Consider the following 15,494-nt stretch of genomic DNA (forward strand, 5'->3'; position numbering starts at 1 on the left):
TCACGCCGACGCAGTTACACCACGCGATGGGACACGACCCACGCCTGAGCGAACGCGATGCCTACGAAGTCCTGTTGGGCAGAACCCGAAGGTCCGACTAGGGTGTGAAAGCATGCTTTGCCTTCCCTCCGACAAACGGACGCACAGCGTCCCGCTCATCCCTAAATCTCTTGGAGGCTGCAGCGTGCTGGTCTGGAAAGGTCAGTCCGCCGACACCGCCTTCGGCGGCCGCGTCGCGGCGACGCGCAGCGTCGTGCTTGAGTGACCTTTCCAGACCAGCGATCGTCTCGCCGTGAGATTTAAGGATGGCTCCCTTCGGCGCGAAGGGGGGGCGGGACGCGCGCTCCCAAGTCCTCCCCCTGAAGGGGGAGGCGGCCGGAGGCCGGTGGGGGAAGACCGCAAGGCGTCAGCAGCACTTCCCCCTCCGTCGGCCCGAAGGGGCCGACACCTCCCCCGCTAGGGGGAGGACTTGAGGGGATTGAACGCCCTCCATCCCCGTTCTTCCCAGAACAAACCCCAGCCTAATCAATAACCTGTAAAAAACTTGATCGCGCCAATCCTCGGCGCTCAAACCACCCCCATACTCAATCTCACCTGACAGCACGGGAAGGGCGCACGTACGGCGACCGTTGCGGCTGTCAGGGGTGGTCGAGCGGGAAGCGCCCGTCGGCCGTCGTCTGAAGGCCCGGCAGGGTCTGGTGGAGCGGATCGGTCCTTGCGGGGGCCGGACGCGTTGAAGCCGGACCGGGACCGCCGGGAACGCTCTTTGGCGACGCCCGCACGATGCGCAACAGGCATGGGCTGAAATCGCCCATGCGGTCTGGACGGGGTCGCTATCCCCTCCACCCGTCGGGGGCCTAACGTCGGAAGCGGGTTAAAACCCCGCGCCCCGAGGGCTCACCGGATAACGGCTGCGCGGAGCGTTCGTCTTCGTCGAAACGGTATTCAACTATCCTATCCTCCGGGCGAGGCCCGGACGCTCCGCGACCCTTCCCACACCTTCAGCGGCGATCCGCGTGAGGCGGCGAAGCCGTGTCCGCCAGACTTGCCCCCTACGGACCGCTATAGCGGTCGTCTTCCCCCGGAGGGGGAAGATGGGATCCGCGCCTCTTCATCTTCCCCCTCCGGGGGAGGAGCGCGAAGCGCGGAGGGGGCCAGTCCTCCGCGCTCACGAGTGCCTAGGCCGCGACCTCTTCCGCCACCAGCGGCTGCGGCAGACGGCTGACCATCTCCTTGGGGCACACCTGCCAGAACAGGTCGCGCACCCGGTCCCAGTCGCGCAGCAAGGACCCTGCGAAGGCCGAGTCGGTTTCGCGAGCATGTTCGGCGACCAGCGACCTCAGCACGCCTTCCCAATAGGGCGAGGCCAGGCGCTGGACGACGATGCTCTCGGGGTTGATCCGCGCCTCGAACCGGCTGTGCTGGTCGAGGACGAAGGCCATTCCACCGGTCATGCCGGCCCCGAAGTTGCCGCCCGTCGGGCCCAGGATCACCACCTGGCCGCCGGTCATGTATTCGCAGCCATTGGCACCGCAGCCCTCGACCACCGTGGTGGCGCCCGAGTTACGGACCGCGAAGCGCTCACCGGCCTGCCCTGCCGCGAACAGTCGGCCCGAGGTGGCGCCGAACAGCACGGTGTTGCCCAAGAGGGCGTTGCTTTCCGGGGCCGCCAGATGGCGCGAGGGCTTGATGACGATGGTGGCACCCGACAGGCCCTTGCCGACATAGTCATTGGCCTCGCCGGTCAGTTCGATGCGCAGGCCCTGGACCGCGAAGGCCCCCAGGCTCTGGCCGGCCGAACCCTTGAGCTGAACGGTCAGGTGGCCGGCGGGCAGGCCCTTCATGCCGAACTTGCGCACGATATGGCTGGAGGTGCGCGAGCCGATCGAGCGGGCGGTGCTGCGAACCGTATAGGTCAGCTGCATCTTCTCGCCGCGTTCCAGCAGGGGCGCGGCGTCGCGGACGATCTGGGCGTCGAGTGTGTCGGGCACTTCATTGCGGCCGACCACGGTGTTGTAGGGCTTGTTCTGGCCGGGATCGGCGCGAACCAGCAGGGGGTTGAGGTCGAGGTCGTCGAGGTGCTCGCCGCCCCGGCTGACCTGGGCCAGCAGGTCGGTGCGGCCGACGATTTCCTGCAGGCTCTTGAAGCCCAGCCCGGCCAGGATCTCGCGGACCTCTTCAGCGATGAAGCTGAACAGGTTGATGACCTTTTCCGGCGTGCCGGTGAACTTGGCGCGCAGGGCCTCGTCCTGGGTGCAGACCCCCACCGGGCAGGTGTTGGAATGGCACTGGCGCACCATGATGCAGCCCATGGCCACCAGGGAGGCAGTGCCGATGCCGAACTCCTCGGCCCCCAGCATGGCGGCGATGACGATGTCACGACCCGTGCGCATGCCGCCGTCGGCCCGCAGGACGACAGAGTGGCGCAGGTTGTTGAGTGTCAGGACCTGGTTGGCCTCCGACAGGCCCATTTCCCACGGACCGCCGGCATATTTCACCGAGGTCTGGGGCGAGGCGCCCGTGCCGCCGACGCCGCCGGCGACCAGGATCACGTCGGCTTTCGCCTTCGCAACGCCGGCCGCGATGGCGCCGATACCGGTCATGGCCACCAGCTTGACCGTCACCCGGGCGACCGGGTTGATCTGCTTGAGGTCATAGATCAGCTGGGCCAGGTCTTCGATCGAGTAGATATCGTGGTGCGGCGGCGGGCTGATCAGCATGACGCCGGGGGTCGCGTGGCGCAGCCTTGCGATCATCTCGGTGACCTTGAAGCCGGGCAGCTGGCCGCCCTCGCCGGGCTTGGCGCCCTGGGCGACCTTGATCTCCAGCTCGACGCACTGGTTCAGATATTCAGCGGTGACGCCAAACCGACCCGAGGCCACCTGCTTGATGGCGCTGTTGGGGTTGTCGCCGTTGGGCAGGGGCTTGTAGCGGGCGCTGTCCTCGCCGCCCTCGCCGGAGACCGACTTGGCCCCGATGCGGTTCATGGCGATGTTCAGCATGCCGTGGGCTTCTGGGCCGAGGGCCCCGAGGCTCATGCCGGGCGTGACGAAGCGCTTGCGGATCTCGTTGACGCTCTCGACGTCGTCGGTCGAGATCGGGTTGCGGTCCGAGCGCCAGTCCAGCAGGTCGCGCAGCTGGATCGGCTTCTGGGTGCGCAGGCCGTTGGACCAGCGGCGATAGAGTTCATAGTCGCCAGTGTCGCAGGCGCTCTGCAGGGTGTGGATCAGGCGGGCTTCAAAGGCGTGGGCCTCGCCCGACTTGCGCAGCTTGTAGAGACCGCCGACCGGCAGGGTGACGGCGGCGCTGTCCCAGGCCTTGCGGTGCAGCTCGACGGCCTTGCTCTCGATGCCGGCCAGGCCGATGCCCGAGATGCGCGAGGGCATGCCGGGGAAGAACTCGGCGGCCAGGGCCCGCGACAGGCCGACGGCTTCGAAATTGTAGCCGCCGCGATAGGACGAGATGACGCTGATGCCCATCTTGGAGATGATCTTCAGCAGGCCCGCCTCGATGGCACCCTTGAAGTTCAGGCACACGTCACGCAGCGTCTTGTCGCCGATCAGGCCGCGCTCGAGGCGATCCTGGAAGGTTTCCTGGGCCAGATAGGCGTTGACCGCCGTGGCCCCCACCCCGACCAGCACCGCGAAATAGTGGGTGTCGAGGCACTCGGCCGAGCGGACGATGATCGAGACGTAGGAGCGCAGGCCCTTGCCGACCAGGTGGGCGTGAACGCCGCCGGTGGCCAGGATCATCGGCAGGGCGACGCGGCCCTCATTGCTGGCCTCGTCGGTCAGGACGATGGCGCCGCAGCCGCGCAGGACGGCGTCCTCGGCCTCGGCCCGGATGCGGTCGAGGTTGGCGCGCAGGGCGTCGCCGGCCCGGGCCTCGGGGGCGGGCAGGGGCATGGTGCAGTCGATGACCGCGACGTTCTTCTCGCCCAGCAGCTCGTGGATGCGCACATACATGCCGGTGGTCAGCACCGGGCTCTGCAGCACATACACATCCGCTTGCGCGGCATCCTGGGCCAGAATGTTGCCCAGGTTCTTGAACCTGGTTTTCAGGCTCATGACGTTGGTTTCCCGCAGCGGATCGATCGGCGGGTTGGTCACCTGGCTGAAGTTCTGGCGGAAGAAGTGGCTGAGCGGGCGATACTTTTCCGACAGCACGGCCAGCGGGCTGTCATCGCCCATCGAGCCGACAGCTTCCTTGCCGTCCTCGACCATGGGGGCGAGGATCATTTCCAGGTCTTCGAGGCTGAAGCCCGCGGCGGCCTGGCGGCGGGTCAGTTCCTCGCGGCCATAGGCGCGGGGTTCGGGACCGGGGGCGATCTCCTTTTCGAGATCGACCATGTTGCCCAGCCATTCCGTATAGGGATGGCGGCCGGCCAGTTCGTCGATGATCTCGTCTTCGCCATAGAGGCGGCCTTCCAGCAGGTCGATGGCGATCATCCGGCCCGGCGCGATGGCCAGCTTGCGGGTGATGCGGCTCTCGGCGACGCCGCACATGCCGGCTTCCGAACCCATGATCACCAGGCCATCGTCGGTATAGGTCACGCGCAGCGGACGCAGGCCCGAGCGGTCCTTGCCGGCCACGACCCAGCGGCCGTCGGTGGCGCACAGGGCGGCGGGGCCGTCCCACGGCTCCATCACGGCGTTGCAATAGCTGTAGAGCGCCTGGTGCGAGGCGCTCAGGCTGGGACCCGAGGCTTCCGGCGCCAGCAGGGCCTTGGCCATCGGCGCGTCGCGACCGGCGCGGACCAGCACCTCGAAGGTGTTGTCCAGCGAGGCCGAGTCGGACCCGCCCGGCTGGATCACGGGCTTCACGTCATCCCCGAACTCGCCGAAGGCCTGGGCGGCCATCTTGATCTCGTGGGACTTCATCCAGTTGATGTTGCCCTTGATGGTGTTGATCTCGCCATTGTGAGCCAGCATCCGGAACGGCTGGGCCAGACGCCATTCGGGGAAGGTGTTGGTCGAATAGCGCTGGTGGAAGATCGCCACATTGGCAGCGAAGCGCTCGTCCTTGAGGTCGGGATAGAATTCGTCGATGGCCTCGGCCAGGAACATGCCCTTGTAGATCAGCGACTTGGCCGACAGCGAGCAGATATAGAAGCCCGACAGGTTCTGGGCGTGGACGCGCTTTTCGATCCGCTTGCGGCACAGGAACAGGGCGCGCTCCAGCGCCTCGCCTTCCAGGCCGGCCGGGGCGGCCAGCATGATCTGCTCGATTTCCGGACGGGTGGCATTGGCCTTCTCGCCGATCACGGCGGTGTTCACCGGCACCTGGCGCCAGCCATAGATGTAGAAGCCGAAACGCAGGGCCTCGGCCTCGACGATCGTGCGGCAGGCCTCCTGGGCCCCGAGATCGGTGCGCGGCAGGAAGATCTGGCCGACAGCGATGGCCCCGGCCCGCAGGGCGTGGCCGGTGCGGCGCACCTGGTCGGTGAAGAAGTCCTGCGGGACCGACAGCAGGATGCCGGCGCCGTCGCCGGTCTTGCCGTCGGCGTCGACCGCGCCGCGGTGCCAGAGGGCCTTCAGGGCCTTGATCGCCAGTTCGACCACTTCGCGGCGCGGTGTGCCGTCGATGGCGCAGACCAGGCCCACGCCGCAGGCGTCGCGCTCGGTGGTCGGGTCATAGGCGTGACCGTCGATCAGGGCCTGGCGGTTCTTCAGATAGAGGTCGATCTGGCTCATCGTCTGGTCTCTCGTTCCTTCCCCCCATGCGGGAGAAGGTGGCGCGAAGCGCCGGATGAGGGGTCGAAAATCCGATCGGATAAGCCGGTGTGACCCCTCACCCGGCTGCTCCGCAGCCACCCTCTCCCACAGGGGGAGAGGGGTTTATTCCGCCGCGATCAGGGTCGCGGAAACCTTGGCCGCCAGATAGCGGTGGATGGCGTCGGCGGCGTCGCGGCCGTCCTTGATCGCCCAGACCACCAGGGAGGCGCCGCGCACGATGTCACCGGCGGCGAACACGCCGTCCAGATTGGTCATCTGGTTGCGGACATCGGCCTTCACCGTGCCCCAGCGGGTGGTCTTCAGGTCGGGGGCCGACCAGCTTTCCGGCAGGTTCTCGGGCTCAAAGCCCAGGGCCTTGACCACCAGTTGGGCCGGACGGTCGAAATCCCCGCCCTCGATTTCTTCGGGGCTCTGACGGCCCGAGGCGTCCGGGGCGCCCAGGCGCATGCGGATGGCCCGCACGCCCGTAGCGCCGCCGGCCTCGCCCATGACGGCGCGCGGGGCGGCCAGCCATTCGAAGGTCACGCCCTCTTCCTCGGCATTGGCCACTTCGCGCAGCGAGCCGGGCATGTTGGCCTTGTCGCGACGATAGAGGCAGGTGACCGAGGTCGCGCCCTGGCGGATGGCGGTGCGCACGCAGTCCATGGCGGTGTCGCCGCCACCGACCACGACCACGTCCTTGCCCGACGCGTTCAGAACACCACTCTCATAGTCCGGTACGCTGTCGCCCAGGCTCGTGCGGTTCGACGCGATCAGATAGTCGAGGGCCGGAACCACGCCCTGGTTGCCCGATCCGGGCACCACCAGGTCGCGGGCTGCATAGACGCCGACGGCGATCAGAACCGCGTCGTGCTGGTCGCGCAACTCCTGCAGGCTGGCATCGCGGCCGACCTCGAAGCCGAGTTTGAACACCACGCCGCCGTCGGCGAGGCGCGAGGTGCGCCGCTCGACGACGTCCTTTTCCAGCTTGAAGCCGGGGATGCCGTAGATCAGCAGGCCGCCGGCCCGGTCGTGGCGATCATAGACGGTGACGTCGTAGCCGGCTTCGCGCAGCATCTCGGCGGCGGCCAGGCCTGCCGGGCCCGCGCCGATCACGCCGACCGACTGACCGCGCGCCGCGCCGGCCACCAGCGGCTTGACCCAGCCCATCTCCCAGGCCTTGTCAGTCAGGTAGCGTTCGACCGAGCCGATCGTCACGGTGCCGTGACCCGACTGCTCTATGACGCAGTTGCCTTCGCACAGTCGGTCCTGGGGGCAGATTCTACCGCACACCTCCGGCATGGAATTGGTGGCTTGCGACAGCTGGTAGGCTTCTTCCAGACGGCCCTCGGCGGTCATCCGCAGCCAGTCGGGAATGTTGTTTTGCAGGGGGCAGTGGGTTTGGCAGAACGGGACGCCGCATTGCGAGCAACGCGAGGCCTGCTCGGTCGCTTTGGCATCGATGAAGTCGGCGTAGATCTCGTGGAAGTCGCCGCTGCGAGCGTCCGCCGCCCGCTTTTCAGGCGTGCGACGCGCGACCGTCGTGAATTTCAGCATGCGCTCGGCCATGCGACTTCCCTCGTTCCCGCACTTGGGGGAAAAATTGCGTATAGCGGGCTCATAAGGACTCTTTTCCGCAAGAAGAATGCGGTGGTCCTAAAAATAGACAAATATATACAGGATGCGGTGCCTGCTCTTGCGAGCGGATCGCAGTGCGTCGGCTATATGGTCCACTTTGTGGATGAACTTGGTATTTACCGTGTCGAGCGCACCCGAGTGGGCTGCGCTACAGAGGGATTACGATGTCGGACTGGCTGATCGCGATCATATTGGGCCTGATCGAGGGCCTGACGGAATTCATTCCCGTCTCCTCGACCGGCCACCTGCTGCTGGTGGGCCATTTCCTGGGCTTCCACAGCCCGGGCAACACCTTTCAGGTGCTGATCCAGCTGGGCGCGATCCTGGCGATCACCGGGGCCTATTTCGGGCGACTCTGGAACCTGCTGACCACGGCACCGAGCAGTCCGGCGTCACGGCGGTTCATCCTGGGGGTCTTCCTGGCCTTCCTGCCGGCGGTTGCCGTGGGCGTGCTGGCCCACGATTTCATCAAGACGGTGCTCTACGAGTCGCCGCTTCTGGTCTGCACCACCCTGATCCTCGGCGGCTTCGCCCTGCTGGCCCTGGACCGCATGAAGCTTGAGCCCCGCTACACCGACGTGGCCGATTATCCGCTGAAGACCGCCTTCATCATCGGCCTCTTCCAGTGCCTGGCCCTGGTGCCCGGCGTCTCGCGCTCGGGCGCAACCATCGCCGGCGCCCTGCTGCTGAAGTGCGACAAGCGCTCGGCCGCCGAGTTCAGCTTCTTCCTGGCCATGCCGACCATGGCCGGCGCCTTCGCCTACGACCTCTACAAGAACATCGACAAGCTCAGCACCAACGACCTGGGCCTGATCGGCCTGGGCTTCGTGGCGGCCCTGATCTCGGGCGTCTTCGTGGTCAAGACGGTGCTGGACTTCATCAGCAAGCACGGTTTCGCGCCGTTCGCCTGGTGGCGCATCGCCGTCGGTGTAGTGGGCCTCGGGCTGCTCTACATCCCGCGCTGATCACCCGGCGCTCGGTCAAAAAAGAAGGGGCGGACGCTGCGGCGTCCGCCCCTTTTTCGTCGGAGTGACAGGAGCGCTAGAACGCCCCCGCCGGGGTCGGGGCGTACTGGCCGCCCTTGCGGTAGCGGTAGAGGTAGGACGGCACGATCGCCTCGATGCTGGTCGGCACGATCCCGGCCTGCGCCAGGCCCGGCAGGCCATGGTCGGCGACGTTGTCGCTCTTCAGCATCTCGACCTGGTCGGTGGTCAGCGGCGGGGCGATGGGCAGGATGCCTGCCATCAGGTCGCCGACCTGGCCGATCAGCGAGGCGGCGAACCACGGCACCGGCAGCAGCAGGCGGTCGCGGCCGGTCTCGGTCAGGATCAGCTGCAGGATTTCGCGCATCGTATAGACGCCAGGGCCGCCCAGTTCATAGGTCACGCCCTCGGCCGCCGGGCTGCTGGCCGCCTGGGCGATCAGGGCGGCCACGTCGCCGACAAACACCGGCTGAAACCGCGTGTCGGCACCGACCAGCGGCAGGGCCGGGCTGATCGCGGCCATCTGGCCAAACTTGTTGAAGAAATTGTCCTCGGGACCAAACACCACCGACGGGCGGACGATCACGGCGCCGGGGAATACGGCGCGAACCGCCTCTTCGCCCTCGGCCTTGGTGCGGGCGTACTTGGCTTCGGACGCCACGTCGGCGCCGATGGCGCTGATCTGCACGAAGCGGGTGACGCCGGCCACCTTGGCGCGCTCGGCGATGGTCCTGGCGCCCATCACATGGACGGCCTGGAATTTCTGCCGGCCCGACTCGTAGAGAAGCCCCACCAGGTTGACGCAGGCCTCGGCGCCTTCCAGCGCCCGCGTCACCGAGGCGACGTTGCGGACATTGGCCTGGACCACCTCGATCTGGCCGACATCGCCCAGCATCCGCATCTTGTAGGCGAGGTTGGGCTGGCGCACAGCCACGCGAACGCGGTGGCCCGCCTTGGCGAGCTGCCGCACGACCTGGCTGCCGACGAAGCCGGAGCCGCCGAACACCGTGACCAGACCTTGCATCTTCAATCCCCGTCGCTTGCGATGACGCGGGGGATAGACGACCACGAGGGGCTTCGCAACGAAATGCGCAATTAGTCCGTATTTGTCGATTGACGAGGTCAGAAGCTTTCCCTAAACGTCCCGGCCTCGCGGCGATCTACGGATTGCTCTGCGGGCCCAGGTGGCGGAATTGGTAGACGCGCTGGCTTCAGGTGCCAGTGACTGAAAGGTCGTGGAGGTTCGAGTCCTCTCCTGGGCACCACCCCTTACCAACCCTCGAAAGAGGTGCGGGGTGGAGCCGATACTTCCTTCCGATAGAATTCTGTTTCATCGTGACTATAGTGTCGCGCGCCCTGACGGGTGCGCCGGCCTGACCGGCGTCTGTCGCGGTTTCGCGCTGCCGGAGAGCTCAGAAGACCTTGGCCAATTTTGTTCATGAGGGCGACCTGCCCGACGGCGTTTTCGCCGGCGCCGATGCCATCGCCATCGATTCGGAGACCATGGGCCTGCGCCTGGGTCGTGACCCCCTGTGCGTGGTGCAGCTGTCGGACGGCAAGGGCGACGCCCATCTGGTCAAGCTGGACCGGGCGACCTACGACGCGCCCAATCTCAAGCGGGTGCTGACCGATCCGGCGATCCTGAAGCTGTTCCACTTCGGCCGCTTTGATATCGCCATGTTCCTGCTGCACCTGGGGGTGATGACCGCCCCCGTCTATTGCACCAAGATCGCCTCGAAGCTGGCCCGCACCTATACCGACCGGCACGGTCTCAAGGACGTGACCCGCGAATTGATGGGCGTGGAGCTGTCCAAGGTCCAGCAGAGCTCTGACTGGGGCGCGGCCAGCCTCAGTCCCGACCAGGTGGCCTATGCCGCTTCGGACGTGCTGCACCTGCATGGCCTGCGCCTGAAGCTGAACGCCATGCTGGAACGCGAGGGCCGCATGGCCCTGGCCCAGGCCTCCTTCGATTTTCTACCCCACCGCGCCGCCCTCGACCTGGCCGGCTGGGAAGATGTCGATATCTTCGCTCACAGCTAGGATCCTCCGATGGTCGCGGCCGCAGCCACCACCGGACGTCACGTCGCCCGGGACCTGCAGAAATGGCGGCGGCGCTCGCGGCTGATCCATCTGCTGCGCGTCGTGTTGCCGGCCGGGGTGGCAGCCATCCTGCTGGGCGTGGCCGGCCAGGTGGCCTGGCGCTCGATCGAAGCGGCCAAGCGCGCGCCAGCCGAGTCGCCCACCCAGATCCGCATGATCGCGCCGCGCTTCTATGGCCAGTCCAGCGATGGGCGCAGCTTCATGATCACCGCCCGCGCAGCTGTGCGCGACGACAAGGACCTGATGAAGGTCTATCTGGAGTCGCCGACCCTGACCCTGGGCATCGACGAGCCCCAGCCCACCCGGGTGACGGCCAAGACCGGGATCTATCGCGAAGACACGCTGAAACTCTCGCTCAAGGGCGATGTTCGGCTGGACGACGGTGGCGGCTATCGCTTCGCGTCCGACCAGGCGCTGGTCGATACCATGACCGGTAACATCACCGGCGAGACCAGTCTGACGGGCGAAGGGCCAAAGGGGCAGGTGCAATCCAACGCCTACTCCGTATATGACAAGGGCGACCGGATCGTTTTCAGGGGTGGGGTTCGCACCCGGATTGATCGGCAGTAAGAGTACCCCCGACCAGGGTCGCTGCGGCGACAGATGAGGACTTCGACTTGATGCAGCGTTGGATGGCGGCGGCGGTGACCGCACTGATCCTGGTGAGCGGGGCGGCCCATGCCCAGATCGCCAACGACTCCAGCGCGCCCGTAGATGTGTCTGCGGACGAGCAGGAAGTCATCAACAGCCAGTGCAAGCAGATCTTCCGCGGCAATGTCGAGGTGCTGCAGGACAAGGCGCGCCTGCGTGCGGCGGTCATCAATGTCTATAACAAGCGCAAGCCTGGCGCGGGCGCGGGCGCATGCGGCGAAGTCGAGCGCCTGGAGGCCGACGGCGATGTATTCTACGTCACCGCCGATCAGACCGTGCGCGGTGACCATGCGGTCTATACCTATGTCAATGAAACGATCGTGATCACCGGCGATGTCATCGTGGTGCGCGGCCAGGACGTGGCCCGGGGCGACAAGATGACCGTCCTGACCAAGACCAACGACGTCAAGCTGGAGTCCAACGCCAAGGGCCGCGGCAAGACCGGCCGGGTGCGATCGGTGATCTATCCCGAAGAGTCCAAGACGCCCGCCGAACCCAAGCGCTAGGCCCAGCCCGATGAAGATGACGCCCCTCGGCAGCTATGCGGCTCCCGATTCAGACGGCCTGATGGTCGATTCCATCGGCAAGTCGTTTGGCGACCGTCCGGTGGTCAAGAGTGTCTCCCTGCGCCTCAAGCGTGGCGAGGTCGCCGGTCTGCTGGGCCCGAACGGGGCCGGCAAGACCACCTGTTTCTACATGATCACCGGCCTGATCGCCGCTGACTATGGCTCGATCTATCTGGACGGCGAGGACATCACGGCCCAGCCCATGTTCCAGCGCGCCCGGCTTGGCGTAGGCTATCTGCCGCAGGAAGCCTCGATCTTCCGGGGCATGACGGTCGAGCAAAACGTGATGGCCGTGGTCGAGATGCGCGAGAAGAACCAGCGCAAGGCCAATGAGGCTGTGACCAGCATCCTCGAAGAGCTGCACATCACCCATATTCGCAAGTCGCCGGCCGTGGCCCTCTCCGGCGGCGAGCGTCGGCGGGTGGAAATTGCCCGCGCCCTGGCCAGCGAACCCTCGTTCATGCTGCTGGACGAGCCCTTCGCCGGCATCGACCCGCTGGCCATCGCCGATATTCGCGAGGTGATCGGCTATCTGAAAAAGCGCGGCATCGGCATCCTGATCACCGACCACAATGTTCGCGAGACGCTGGATATCATTGATCGGGCATCAATCATTCATGCGGGCGAGGTGCTGTTCGAGGGCTCGCCGCAAGAGATCATCGATGATCCCGAAGTGCGTCGCGTCTATCTGGGCGACTATTTCGTCGAGCGAGCCTGACGGAAACTACAGTCTATTCAAAGGTTTGAAGGCTGGCCCATGGCCGAGGCCTTCGTCTTTGCGCGTCGCGAGTGTGGACGGAAAGTCGCACCGGCCCGTTTATTGCAGGCGTTGGCGAGCCGTTAACCAGCCCTACCGTTCAATGGTGGTCGAAGCTTCGTTCGATTTGCCAGGAGGGCGCATTGGCGCTCAGCCACAGACTAGAGCTCCGGCAGGGCCAGGGTCTCGTCATAACCCCGCAGTTGCAGCAGGCGATCAAGCTGCTGCAACTGTCCAACATCGAGCTGGACGCCTTTGTCGAGGCCGAGCTGGAGCGTAACCCGCTCCTGCAGCGCGACGAGGGTGAGAGCGAGGCTGCGCCCGAAATCGACCGTGAACCGGCGACCAGCGATGTGGGCGTCGATGCGGTGCAGGATTCATCGGCCAGCCGTGAGATGGACGCCACGCCCGACGACGTGTCGCCCGGCGAGCGCGCCTCGGGCGACGGCGAGCAGGCCGAGCAGGCCGGTGGTCAGATCGACTGGTCGCGGGCGGGCGGCGGCGGCTCATTCGAGGGCGACGAGGGTTATGAGAGCGCCTTGACGGCGGTTCCCACCCTGGCTGAACACCTCACCCGCCAGTTGGCCCAGGCCGGGCTGCCGGCAAGCGAACAACTGATCGCCAATGTGCTGATCGACGGCGTGGATGCCGGCGGCTATCTGCGCCTGGATCTCCCCGAAACCGCCGAGCGACTGGGCTGCGACCTGGCCCTGGTTGAGCGTGTGCTGGGCGTGGTGCAGGGCTTCGAGCCCACCGGCGTAGCGGCCCGCGACGTCGCCGAATGCCTGGCCCTGCAGCTTAAGGATCAAAATCGCTACGATCCTGCCATGGCTGCCCTGCTGGCCAATCTGGACATGCTGGCGCGTCGTGACATGGCCGGCCTGCGCCGCCTGTGCGGTGTGGACGAGGAAGACCTCAAGGAGATGGTCGCCGAGATCCGCGCGCTTACGCCGCGTCCCGGCGCGGCGTTCCATACCGAACCGGCCGAGACCCTGGTGCCCGATGTCCATGTCCGCGAGGGTCTGGGCGGCATGTGGCATGTCGAGCTGAACACCGACACCCTGCCCAGGGTTCTGGTCGACCAGCGCTACCACGCCCGGGTGTCGGGCGGCGCGCGCGGCGATCAGGAAAAGACGTTTGTCTCCGACTGCCTGGCCTCGGCCAACTGGCTGGTGAAAAGCCTGGACCAGCGCGCCAAGACCATCCTGAAGGTCTCCAGCGAGATCGTGCGTCAGCAGGACGGCTTCCTGGCCTATGGCGTCGAGCATCTGCGCCCGCTGAACCTGAAGACCGTCGCCGACGCCATCGGCATGCACGAGAGCACCGTCAGCCGGGTCACCTCCAACAAGTACGTCGCCACGCCGCGCGGGGTATTTGAGCTGAAGTTCTTCTTCACCTCGGCCATCCAGTCGTCCGAGGGCGGAGAGGCCCACTCGGCCGCCAGCGTCCGTCACAAGATCAAGGGTTTGGTCGAGGCCGAGCGTAGCGGGGCCGACGTGCATTCCGACGACGCCATCGTCGAGATCCTGAAAGGGGCCGGTGTCGATATCGCCCGTCGCACCGTGGCCAAATATCGCGAGGCCATGCGTATTCCGTCGTCTGTGGAACGTCGGCGGTTGATCAAGGAAACCTGCTGATCAATTCCACCTTCTGACACGGTCTTAACGACCTCTAAGCCCGCTCTGGCGTTATAGGATCGTCGACGAGGAGCGTGCATGACGACCAAAAGCCTGTCCGACGTGATTGCGGGGTTCGGCGAAGACGCACGTCCCAGTCTGACCGTCGGCCAGATGCTGGAATCGTTCGACAGCCGTGCCTTCGGTGCGACGCTGTTCATTTTCGGCCTGCTCAACACCCTGCCCCTGCCGCCGGGCTCCTCGACCCTGCTCAGCCTGCCCATCCTTTTGCTGGCCCCGCAGATCGCCTGGGGCGCAGACACGCCGTGGCTGCCGCGCAAGATGGTCGATCGACCCCTGAAACGGGACGACCTGAGGGGGCTGTTTCGCAAGCTGACCCCCATCGTAAAGCGCATGGAACTTGTCACCCGGCCGCGTCTGACCTGGATCTTCATGCCGCTGGGCGAGCGCATGATCGGCGTGGTCTGCACCTTGCTGGCGCTGGTGCTGGTTTTGCCGATCCCGCTGGGGAATATCGCCCCCGGTGCGACCGTGGCGATCCTGTCCCTGGCCCTGCTGCAGCGGGACGGTCTGCTGGCCCTGCTGGGCTATCTGATGGCCGCGCTCAGTGTTGGTCTGCTCTTCGTCAGTGCGGGCGTTGTAACGGCCGCCCTGAGCCGGCTGGTCTCGTTTTTTTCAACACTTTTTTGAGCATATTGAGGCGCTTGACACCGGCCTCGGACGGGCGCGTTGTAAGGGCATGCAAGTCCAAATCTCCGGCAAGCATGTCGACGTTGGCGAGGCTCTGCGAGCGCGAGTCTCCGACGAAATCACCCTGAGCATCGGCAAGTATTTTGACCGCGGCGGCAACGCCGACGTGGTCATCAGCAAGGAGGGCCATGCCTTCCGGGCCGACTGTTCGGTAAAGCTGGCTTCGGGTCAGCAACTGATCAGCCATGGAGCGGGGAATGACGCCCACGCGGCGTTTGACGCAGCCCTGGCCAAGATCGAGACGAGGATCAGGCGCTACAAGCGACGACTGAAAAGTCACTCTATCGCGGCCAGCGCCAAGCAGGCCGAAAACGCGGCGATGTACGTGCTTCGCGCACCGGAAAATGACGAACGCGAAGAGGACGACTGGGGAATTGAGGACGACCACCCCGCCGGTGCCCCTTCAGCGATGATCATCGCCGAGGGTGAAGCTTCCTTGAAGATTATGACCGTTTCGATGGCGGTCATGGAACTGGACTTGACCGAGTCCCAGGCAATCGTGTTTAGGAACGCCGCCCACGACGGATTGTCCGTGGTGTACCGGCGACCAGACGGAAATATCGGCTGGATCGACCCCGAACGCACGAAGTCGCTGAACGGGAACGGGTCAACCGGACGCTAACGGGATCATGTCATGATCCCGAACGCTAAGGCGGACCTGCAGCGACGGTGTTGCGGCGGCCGATAGCGAGCGAGCG

Annotated in this window: 11 protein-coding genes and 1 tRNA gene; 9 read left to right on the forward strand and 3 right to left on the reverse strand. The window is 65.9% G+C overall.

Annotated features, from left to right (window positions below):
• Positions 1 to 1,178: 1,178 nt before the first annotated feature.
• Positions 1,179 to 5,693, reverse strand: a complete 4,515-nt coding sequence (gene gltB / locus ACW179_RS06005; protein ID WP_492063390.1) for a glutamate synthase large subunit — start codon at positions 5,691 to 5,693, stop codon at positions 1,179 to 1,181.
• 144 nt (positions 5,694 to 5,837) lie between these two features.
• Positions 5,838 to 7,283 carry an NAD(P)-dependent oxidoreductase gene (locus ACW179_RS06010; RefSeq protein ID WP_492063391.1) on the reverse strand — a complete coding sequence of 482 codons (1,446 nt, stop codon included), beginning with the start codon at positions 7,281 to 7,283 and terminating at the stop codon, positions 5,838 to 5,840.
• Positions 7,284 to 7,516: 233 nt separating this feature from the next.
• Here ACW179_RS06010 and ACW179_RS06015 point away from each other — a divergent pair, with 233 nt between their 5' ends.
• Positions 7,517 to 8,317: an undecaprenyl-diphosphate phosphatase gene (locus ACW179_RS06015; protein ID WP_492063392.1), complete on the forward strand. Its 801-nt coding sequence runs from the start codon at positions 7,517 to 7,519 to the stop codon at positions 8,315 to 8,317.
• Between the two features lie 76 nt (positions 8,318 to 8,393).
• Here the strand turns inward: ACW179_RS06015 and ACW179_RS06020 are convergent, their stop codons facing one another.
• Positions 8,394 to 9,359, reverse strand: a complete 966-nt coding sequence (locus tag ACW179_RS06020) for a complex I NDUFA9 subunit family protein (RefSeq protein WP_492063393.1) — start codon at positions 9,357 to 9,359, stop codon at positions 8,394 to 8,396.
• A gap of 154 nt (positions 9,360 to 9,513) precedes the next feature.
• On the opposite strand from ACW179_RS06020, the gene ACW179_RS06025 reads away from it, so the two are divergent.
• The 8 genes from ACW179_RS06025 (at position 9,514) to hpf (ending at position 15,418) form a co-directional block, all read left to right on the forward strand.
• Positions 9,514 to 9,600, forward strand: a tRNA-Leu gene (locus tag ACW179_RS06025).
• Positions 9,601 to 9,757: 157 nt separating this feature from the next.
• A complete protein-coding gene (locus tag ACW179_RS06030; protein WP_492063394.1) occupies positions 9,758 to 10,375 on the forward strand; it encodes a ribonuclease D in 618 nt (205 codons plus the stop codon).
• A gap of 9 nt (positions 10,376 to 10,384) precedes the next feature.
• Positions 10,385 to 11,005 carry an LPS export ABC transporter periplasmic protein LptC gene (gene lptC, locus ACW179_RS06035; RefSeq protein WP_492063395.1) on the forward strand — a complete coding sequence of 207 codons (621 nt, stop codon included), beginning with the start codon at positions 10,385 to 10,387 and terminating at the stop codon, positions 11,003 to 11,005.
• A gap of 50 nt (positions 11,006 to 11,055) precedes the next feature.
• On the forward strand, positions 11,056 to 11,592 hold the full coding sequence (locus ACW179_RS06040) for an LptA/OstA family protein (RefSeq protein ID WP_492063396.1): 537 nt from the start codon (positions 11,056 to 11,058) through the stop codon (positions 11,590 to 11,592).
• A gap of 16 nt (positions 11,593 to 11,608) precedes the next feature.
• The gene (gene lptB, locus ACW179_RS06045) at positions 11,609 to 12,370 is read left to right on the forward strand and encodes an LPS export ABC transporter ATP-binding protein (RefSeq protein ID WP_492064261.1); all 762 of its coding nucleotides are present in this window, start codon (positions 11,609 to 11,611) and stop codon (positions 12,368 to 12,370) included.
• 182 nt (positions 12,371 to 12,552) lie between these two features.
• Positions 12,553 to 14,046 (forward strand): RNA polymerase factor sigma-54, encoded by a 1,494-nt coding sequence (rpoN, locus tag ACW179_RS06050; protein ID WP_492063397.1) that lies wholly within the window; start codon positions 12,553 to 12,555, stop codon positions 14,044 to 14,046.
• A gap of 78 nt (positions 14,047 to 14,124) precedes the next feature.
• Entirely contained in the window at positions 14,125 to 14,736 is a 612-nt protein-coding gene (locus tag ACW179_RS06055) for an exopolysaccharide biosynthesis protein (protein WP_492063398.1), read from the forward strand.
• Between the two features lie 49 nt (positions 14,737 to 14,785).
• Positions 14,786 to 15,418 carry a ribosome hibernation-promoting factor, HPF/YfiA family gene (gene hpf, locus ACW179_RS06060; protein WP_492063399.1) on the forward strand — a complete coding sequence of 211 codons (633 nt, stop codon included), beginning with the start codon at positions 14,786 to 14,788 and terminating at the stop codon, positions 15,416 to 15,418.
• Positions 15,419 to 15,494 lie beyond the last annotated feature (76 nt).

The organism is Caulobacter sp. AVps18, assembly GCF_058681425.1.

What these genes read in the sequence shown, in the direction of transcription:
- lptC (WP_492063395.1), top strand. Translation starts at nt 10,385, where the DNA reads ATGGTCGCGGCCGCAGCCACCACCGGACGTCACGTCGCCCGGGACCTG.
- ACW179_RS06010 (WP_492063391.1), bottom strand. Translation starts at nt 7,283, where the DNA reads ATGGCCGAGCGCATGCTGAAATTCACGACGGTCGCGCGTCGCACGCCT.
- ACW179_RS06040 (WP_492063396.1), top strand. Translation starts at nt 11,056, where the DNA reads ATGCAGCGTTGGATGGCGGCGGCGGTGACCGCACTGATCCTGGTGAGC.
- ACW179_RS06015 (WP_492063392.1), top strand. Translation starts at nt 7,517, where the DNA reads ATGTCGGACTGGCTGATCGCGATCATATTGGGCCTGATCGAGGGCCTG.
- hpf (WP_492063399.1), top strand. Translation starts at nt 14,786, where the DNA reads ATGCAAGTCCAAATCTCCGGCAAGCATGTCGACGTTGGCGAGGCTCTG.
- gltB (WP_492063390.1), bottom strand. Translation starts at nt 5,693, where the DNA reads ATGAGCCAGATCGACCTCTATCTGAAGAACCGCCAGGCCCTGATCGAC.
- lptB (WP_492064261.1), top strand. Translation starts at nt 11,609, where the DNA reads ATGACGCCCCTCGGCAGCTATGCGGCTCCCGATTCAGACGGCCTGATG.
- ACW179_RS06020 (WP_492063393.1), bottom strand. Translation starts at nt 9,359, where the DNA reads ATGCAAGGTCTGGTCACGGTGTTCGGCGGCTCCGGCTTCGTCGGCAGC.
- ACW179_RS06055 (WP_492063398.1), top strand. Translation starts at nt 14,125, where the DNA reads ATGACGACCAAAAGCCTGTCCGACGTGATTGCGGGGTTCGGCGAAGAC.